This window comes from Cognatundibacterium luofuense, assembly GCF_018139685.1.
Taxonomy (GTDB): Bacteria; Pseudomonadota; Gammaproteobacteria; order Burkholderiales; family Burkholderiaceae_D; genus Undibacterium; species Undibacterium luofuense.
On sequence record NZ_JAGSPN010000088.1, the window covers coordinates 1 to 537 of the forward strand.

At 48.6% G+C, this 537-nt stretch carries 1 pseudogene; it reads left to right on the plus strand.

The features are described from left to right. Positions 1–247 precede the first annotated feature (247 nt). A pseudogene (locus KDM89_RS22615) lies at positions 248–537 on the plus strand (MFS transporter); the annotation flags it as partial.

A 537-nucleotide genomic window follows, 5' to 3' on the forward strand; every position in this document is an offset into this window, starting at 1 on the left:
CAATATTTCCGGATGGATTCATCACAATTGTGTTGCATCCAGCCATCATTATTGCGGGCAACAGCAGTATTCCGCGACGAGCTAATTGAGAAAACATACAGGAAAAGTCCAGTCTGAACGTAAATATGTGGTAATGTACTCTCACTGATAAGCATTAGCGATTGGACGTTTTGTCCTACCCTTTCTGCCTGCATGGGAAAAGCTGCCGACTGCGTCCATCGACATAACAACGATGACGGAGACGACTATGCCTAACATCAGCAGCCACAATGGCGCACTGTACGCCAACCACCCTTCTGCCCACGGCAGTACCCCCAAACGTGGTGATCATGCGGATACCTCTGTCGACCCCGGCGAAATCGCGATCGGGGTCATTATAGGTCGCACATCTGAGTATTTCGATTTTTTCGTCTATGCCATTGCTTCGGTACTGGTATTCCCTTCAGTATTTTTTCCCTTCGAAGATCGCCTCGAAGGCACGCTGTACGCGTTTACCATTTTCTCCTTTGCTTTTTTAGCACGCCCGATAGGCACCAT